General features: G+C 43.4%; 6 protein-coding genes and 1 other RNA gene. 4 read left to right on the forward strand and 3 right to left on the reverse strand.

Annotated features, from left to right (window positions below; genetic code table 11):
• Window positions 1-353 precede the first annotated feature (353 nt).
• A complete protein-coding gene (locus tag ACTHY5_RS10620; protein ID WP_441879449.1) occupies window positions 354-2,996 on the forward strand; it encodes a putative bifunctional diguanylate cyclase/phosphodiesterase in 2,643 nt (880 codons plus the stop codon).
• 43 nt (window positions 2,997-3,039) lie between these two features.
• On the opposite strand, the gene udp is transcribed toward ACTHY5_RS10620, so the two are convergent.
• On the reverse strand, window positions 3,040-3,798 hold the full coding sequence (udp, locus tag ACTHY5_RS10625; RefSeq protein WP_441879451.1) for a uridine phosphorylase: 759 nt from the start codon (window positions 3,796-3,798) through the stop codon (window positions 3,040-3,042).
• A 241-nt stretch (window positions 3,799-4,039) separates the two neighbouring features.
• Between udp and ACTHY5_RS10630 the strand changes: the two genes are divergently transcribed.
• Entirely contained in the window at window positions 4,040-4,378 is a 339-nt protein-coding gene (locus ACTHY5_RS10630; protein ID WP_441879459.1) for an outer membrane protein assembly factor BamE, read from the forward strand.
• 73 nt (window positions 4,379-4,451) lie between these two features.
• Here the strand turns inward: ACTHY5_RS10630 and ACTHY5_RS10635 are convergent, their stop codons facing one another.
• Both ACTHY5_RS10635 and ACTHY5_RS10640 read right to left on the reverse strand, forming a co-directional pair.
• A complete protein-coding gene (locus tag ACTHY5_RS10635) occupies window positions 4,452-4,802 on the reverse strand; it encodes an RnfH family protein (RefSeq protein WP_441879453.1) in 351 nt (116 codons plus the stop codon).
• On the reverse strand, window positions 4,799-5,230 hold the full coding sequence (locus ACTHY5_RS10640; RefSeq protein ID WP_441879455.1) for an SRPBCC family protein: 432 nt from the start codon (window positions 5,228-5,230) through the stop codon (window positions 4,799-4,801). Before ACTHY5_RS10640 ends, ACTHY5_RS10635 begins: the two co-directional genes overlap by 4 nt.
• 173 nt (window positions 5,231-5,403) lie before the next feature.
• Between ACTHY5_RS10640 and smpB the strand changes: the two genes are divergently transcribed.
• Both smpB and ssrA read left to right on the forward strand, forming a co-directional pair.
• Window positions 5,404-5,889 (forward strand): SsrA-binding protein SmpB, encoded by a 486-nt coding sequence (gene smpB, locus ACTHY5_RS10645; RefSeq protein WP_441879457.1) that lies wholly within the window; start codon window positions 5,404-5,406, stop codon window positions 5,887-5,889.
• Window positions 5,890-5,931: 42 nt separating this feature from the next.
• Window positions 5,932-6,292, forward strand: a transfer-messenger RNA (tmRNA) gene (ssrA, locus tag ACTHY5_RS10650).
• Window positions 6,293-6,323 lie beyond the last annotated feature (31 nt).

A 6,323-nucleotide genomic window follows, 5' to 3' on the forward strand; every position in this document is an offset into this window, starting at 1 on the left:
TAGGCTAATAATACTAATCTGTCAAACTAACGGCTCAGGTTTTATGGTTTCTGTAGAGGCGACTTCACTCGACTAAAAACCATAGTAAGACCTAAAGAGGTCGAATAAATTCGACTCTACGCTCGGGGTAGATTGGTATCAAAGCTAATCTCTGCAATTTAGCCTCCTATGCGCAGCTGTAGTATGGCGCGGAGAAAGAGAACGGTTACTGTCTCAAAGCGGTATGAGTTACATTCAAGAGCAAAATAGAATACAGTCATAGTCGAGTGTATTATTGTCACTGTACTCAGGTAAATAATTGATTGCTGCCAAAGCGCCCATTAACCAATAATGAGAGATACCATTATTAACTTATGCTGATACCTATTATAGAACAGGCCGTATTGATACTGGCTTCAGGCTGGCTACTGGCAATGAATATACGCCTAGTACAACCCTATCCTAAACTCTTGCCACTGACCTCTGGCTTTTGGTTTGGCATGATTACGATTGCTTGCATTTATATGCCATTTACCCTAGGCCCTGGGGTATTATTAGATGTGGCAGACGCAGTTATCTTTGTTGCTGGCCTACTTTATGGGCTGCTCACCGGTGGCTTGGCGTTTATTTTGGCCGCGATGTTTTACATCTGGCTCAATGATGTTAGCACGACTATCAGTATTATTAGTATGGCGTTGGCGCTCGTACTGGGTGTGGCGGGACGTTATGCGTACTTGCGCGGATGGCTGCGCCTGCACCTTAAAAGCTTACTACCGCTTAGCATACTTCTGCACCTTTTAGGCATGGGGTTGCTATACGCTATGGTAGAGGTGCAACTTAAAGCTCATTTACTATCCATGATGGTTCCCTTTTTAGTTGTGGCGGTTCCTCTTACTTTGGTACTCATTTTTATCTTAAAAGATGTGCAACAACGCCAACAAGAACAGCAAGATCTTATGGGGAGTCAAGCTCGACTACTCGCTATTACCAGTGCCTTACCCGATATGATGAGCGTAATTGATGAGCAGGGTGATTACTTAGAGATTACGGCAGGCAGTGTGATATTTCCTGAGGGGAAAGATCAAAGGGCGCTGGGTAAAAATATACAAGATATATACCCCAAGGCTCAAGCACAGCGTTTACAGGCATTTATCACAGATACCATTAACTTAAAAACAGTCAATCACATGGTCTTTGAGTTAGAGATGAATAACCAATGGCGGACGTTTGAAAGTGTAGCTCAGGCTTTGGGTAATGAGATTAATGGACGAGAGGCGGTTGTTATTTTAAGCCGTGATATTAGTGAGCGAGTAAAAGATGAAACAGACTTGCGCATTGCTGCAGTAGCCTTTGAGAGTTTTCAAGGCTTATTAGTGACAGATAAAGATAACCGTATTTTACGCGTAAACCGTGCTTTTACTGCCATTACCGGTTATGAGCAAGCTGAATTATTAGGGAAAACGCCGACCATCTTTAGCTCAGGCAAGCATGATAAAGTATTTTACCGTCATATGTGGCAAGACATTGTTACTCATGGTCACTGGCAGGGAGAAATTTATGATAAGCGTAAATCGGGCCAAGTATACCCTCAATGGCTGTCCATTAGTGCGGTAAAAGATAATCAAGGACTGATCAGTCATTATGTTGCCGGTGTGACTGACGTTAGTTCTCAAAAAGAAGACGCTAAAAAAATTCACGATCTTGCATTTTATGACAGCCTTACAGGGCTACCCAATCGCCGGCTATTAATTAATCGAATTAAACAAGTTCAACGAGATAGCGCTAAGCATACAAGCTTAGGTGCCATCATTTTTATTGATTTAGACAACTTTAAAAAAGTGAATGATTTATGGGGTCTTGCTACAGGCGATAAATTTCTTAAACATATTGCAGAACAGTTGCAGCAAATATTAACCGTGGATGATAGTTTAGCGCGTCTAGGCAGTGATCAATTTGCAGTGGTGCTAGGCGCACAGGATAGTGATAAGCAACAACTTGTTGAGCACTTAACACTGTACTCTAAAACCTTACTTAATTTACTTGATAAGCCTTATCTGCACGGTGAACAACGCCTGCGCAGCAGTGCCTGTTTGGGCATAGTGGAGCTAGATGGCTATCAAGAGTCTGCAGAAGAATTACTGCGTCAAGCAGAAATGGCCATGTACGCAGCTAAAGCGGTAGGCAAAAGAAAATATCGTTTCTTTAAGCCCCAAATGCAAGACGCGTTATCTGCTCGTTTATTATTAGAAGAAGATATTCATCGCGGCTTAAAAGCACAAGAGTTTTGTGTGTATTTTCAAGCGCAGTTCAATGCTGAGCGCAATATAGTAGGGGTTGAGGCCTTGGTCCGCTGGCAGCATCCAACTCGGGGCTTATTAGCTCCGGGAGCCTTTATTGAAGTCGCCGAAGCCGCCGGTATTATGAGCAGTATCGATCAAATCGTGCTGCTGCGTTCTTGTGAGCAAATGGCACAGTGGTCACACCTTGCAGTATTTAAAGACATTACTGTTTCAGTGAATATCAGTCCAGCTCAACTTTATCAGCATAGTTTTGTTGATGAAGTATTAACAGTCGTTGCCAAAACGGGGGCTGATCCTAATCGCTTAAAACTAGAATTAACTGAGTCGATGCTGGTGACGGATGTCACTCAGGCAATTGAGCGAATGAATCAATTTAAGCAGGCAGGCATTCGTTTTGCGATTGATGACTTTGGGACAGGGTATTCTTCATTACAGTACCTGCAACAACTGCCGCTAGACCAACTTAAAATAGATCAGTCTTTTGTACGCGGATTACCCGAAGACAGCAGTAGCTTAGCTATTATTCGTGCTGTGATTGCGATGGCTAACAGCCTTGGCTTAGAAGTGATTGCTGAGGGAGTAGAAACCGAAATACAACGCGATATACTCAGAGCCAACGGTTGCTCTTTATACCAAGGTTATTTATATGCTAAGCCACAAGCTGCAGCACAGTTAGAAGTTATGATACTCGGTGAGCCTGCTAACAGTGAAATATAAAAAGGGCGTAATATCGCCCTTATATAGACATAACTAAACAAGATCACACTAAGCGCCGTGCTGCCCCTATTACAATATCTATGGCCTGTTGCTCGGTATTTTTCATGGTGGTTTCGCTAGGGATTTCTTGTTGTGTACGGTTAACAATCACTCCCGCCACACAGCCTGCTTTTAAGCCAAGACTTGCACACATGGTAAACAAGGTAGCAGATTCCATTTCATAATTTAAAACCCCTAATTCTTGCCATTCCTTTAGGCTGCCTTGTAATTCACGAGGCACTCGAGCTGAAAAAGTGTCGTAACGCTCTTGCCCAGGATAAAAAGTATCAGATGATGCCGTTACTCCCACATGCGGACTGAGTCCGAGCTCTCGTGTCGCATCAACTAAAGCACAGCTACAGTCAAAATCAGCTACTGCAGGAAATGCCAAAGGTGCAAAGTGTCGGCTTGCTCCATCTAAACGTACCGCACCTTGGGTAACAATAATGTCTGCGACATTAATATGCGGCTGAATGGCGCCTGTTGTTCCAATGCGCAAAAAGGTAGATATGCCCAGTTGCGCTAACTCTTCAACAGCAATAGACGTAGAAGGACCACCAATACCGGTAGAGCAGACCACAACAGGTTTACCATCAAGTTCGCCTAACCAAGAGCAAAACTCTCGCTTACTGGCTAACTGGCGAGGGTTGGTTAGGCGGCTAGCAATACGGCTAACTCGTTCAGGATCTCCGGGAATAATGGCAAGTTTGGCACTCTGTAAGTCTTGGTCGGTAATACCTAAGTGAAAAACGTGTTTGGTCATAGTTAACTCCGAGTCACATTACAAAACAATATGATAGAATACTTGTATTGAAATAACACCGACTTACGTCAAGGAACCTTTCCTTACAGAAAAATGTCAGACAGCCATAGTTGTTGTCACCTTCATTTATACTCGTGCCCGCAGCTGGTCAGAGGTATCGCACCTTAACAGCACATCTGCTTTTACAAGCTTGGCATGTGTCGTTATGATGGCGACAAAACACACAGGATATAATGCGTTTATGCAACTCAAAACCTTGATAATACCCATACTCTTAACGTTACCTTTAACCGGCTGTAGCTTGGTTTATAAAGTGGATATTCCCCAGGGTAACTACATAGAAACCAAACAAGTTGAACAATTGCGTCAAGGCATGAGCCAAGATCAAGTACGCTACTTATTAGGTAACCCGATGAACTTGGACAGTTTTGATCATGATCGCTGGGTGTATCTCTACTATTTTAAGTCAGGACATAATGCGGCTGAGCAAAAAGAACTCATTTTAGACTTTAGTGATAATGCGCTTATTTCTGTGGGGGGAGATTACCAAACGCCGGCGGATTTTTCTGAACGTTTTTAACCGTGAAAGTATTATCTGCTGCTATTGTCGACTTGTGGATGAAAAACAAGCCGACAATAGCAGCATAAGCAGATTAATCTTTGTGACGAGTTGCGCGATTAGGATCAGGGCGACCACCCGTGACCTTATCCGCTCTGCCAGCAGCCTTAGCTTGTTCGGCACGTTTACGGCGAATTTCTTTAGGATCAGCTAGAAGAGGGCGGTAAATTTCAATTCGGTCGCCATCACGTAATGGGTGGTCTAACTTTACTTGTCTGCCAAAAATGCCCACCATGTTTGTTGCAAGATCAATCTCAGGAAACTGCGGCAAAATACCTGACTGTTCAATCGCTGCCTGTACTTGTTCTTGATCAGAGACCTTTAAACTTAGCACGGTTTGCTTAGTGGGCAGGGCATAAACGACCTCAATGTGGATTAGATTCATCCATACACCTTTTTTGCTCGTTCACTAAATGATTGTACCATAGCGTTAGCTAGCTCTTTAAAAACACCACCAAAGGCTAACTCAATTAAACGTGAGGTAAACTCAAAATAAAGCTCGAGCTCTACCTTACATGCATCATCATCCAACGGTGTAAAGGTCCAACCACCGTTTAAGGTCTTGAAAGGGCCGTCAACTAACTCCACCTTAATATGATGGCTCGGTGTGAGAGTATTACGGGTAGTAAAGGTTTTACGAATGCCCGCCTTTGCTACATCCAGTGCTGCCGTTATTGTATTGTCAGACTCAGAGATCACACGGCTATCAACACACCCAGGCAAAAATTGCGGATATGAGTCAATATCGTTTACTAATTCATACATCTGTTGTGCACTAAACATAACTAATGCACTGCGAGTGATACTCGGCATAATTTCTCCTGGCAGCAAGACGCGTGTATTTTAACATTAAATTCAGTGGGACTCACGAACGATAGCGCTTTTAAGCCATCCTCGCACTGATAGCGCAAATTTTGCATGAAAAACAGGCAAAGAAAACGCCAATATTTCCCAAGGCATCAAAGGATCCGTATACTTGAGGCACTATGAAAAAATCTAAAACGAAGAAAAAAGTCGGTTCCAGCACCATTGCTCTTAATCGAAAGGCAAGGCACGAGTATTTTGTTGAAGAAAAAATCGAAGCCGGGCTGGAACTACAAGGTTGGGAAGTTAAAGCGATGCGGGCTGGCAAAGCCAACATCGCAGACTCTTACGTATTTATACGTAATGGCGAAGCATTTTTATTTGCAGCTACCATTACCCCACTTAATGTTGCCTCTACTCATGTAGTGTGTGACCCAATGCGCTCGCGCAAATTATTGTTAAAACGCCGTGAGCTAGATCGCTTAGCAGGGCAGCTTGACCGTGAAGGTTACACACTGGTACCGCTGGCTATGTATTGGTCTAACTCTTGGGCTAAGATAGAAATTGGTCTAGTGAAAGGTAAAAAAGATCGAGATAAGCGCCAAGATGTAAAAGAGCGAGATTGGAAGCGAGAAAAAGACCGTATGATGAAACGTAGTAATCGTTAATACTTGCGTTTTTTATTAAATTAGCTTATGGTAGCCGAACTTGGGGCTGATTCTGGATTCGACGAGATTCACGAACTCCTAGGTGCATGCCGAGGTGCGATAGGCCTCGTTAAAAAATCGCAAAAAAATAGTCGCAAACGACGAAAACTACGCACTAGCAGCTTAATAACCTGTTAGAGCCCTTCTACCCTAGCTTGTCTGTGACTTAGGGAATTGGAAGGTCATATATCACAGAATCGCGTGGAAATCGTGCCTGACGGTGGAAGCGTTAAACTCAATTTAGGCTAGTTATTCTGTGGCGTGTCTATCCGCAGCAGATGGCGAATGTAATGATTAGACTAAGCATGTAGTACCGACGACGTAGGTTTTTCGGACGCGGGTTCAAATCCCGCCAGCTCCACCAAATTGATGTACATCAGTATCTCCAGAAGTAT

The organism is Oceanisphaera sp., from assembly GCF_052084945.1.
Classification (GTDB): Bacteria; Pseudomonadota; Gammaproteobacteria; order Enterobacterales; family Aeromonadaceae; genus Oceanimonas.

Bases quoted from the DNA above. Each gene is read 5' to 3' on its own strand.
- ACTHY5_RS10620 (WP_441879449.1), top strand. From the start codon at position 354: ATGCTGATACCTATTATAGAACAGGCCGTATTGATACTGGCTTCAGGC.
- udp (WP_441879451.1), bottom strand. From the start codon at position 3,798: ATGACCAAACACGTTTTTCACTTAGGTATTACCGACCAAGACTTACAG.
- ACTHY5_RS10630 (WP_441879459.1), top strand. From the start codon at position 4,040: ATGCAACTCAAAACCTTGATAATACCCATACTCTTAACGTTACCTTTA.
- ACTHY5_RS10635 (WP_441879453.1), bottom strand. From the start codon at position 4,802: ATGAATCTAATCCACATTGAGGTCGTTTATGCCCTGCCCACTAAGCAA.
- ACTHY5_RS10640 (WP_441879455.1), bottom strand. From the start codon at position 5,230: ATGCCGAGTATCACTCGCAGTGCATTAGTTATGTTTAGTGCACAACAG.
- smpB (WP_441879457.1), top strand. From the start codon at position 5,404: ATGAAAAAATCTAAAACGAAGAAAAAAGTCGGTTCCAGCACCATTGCT.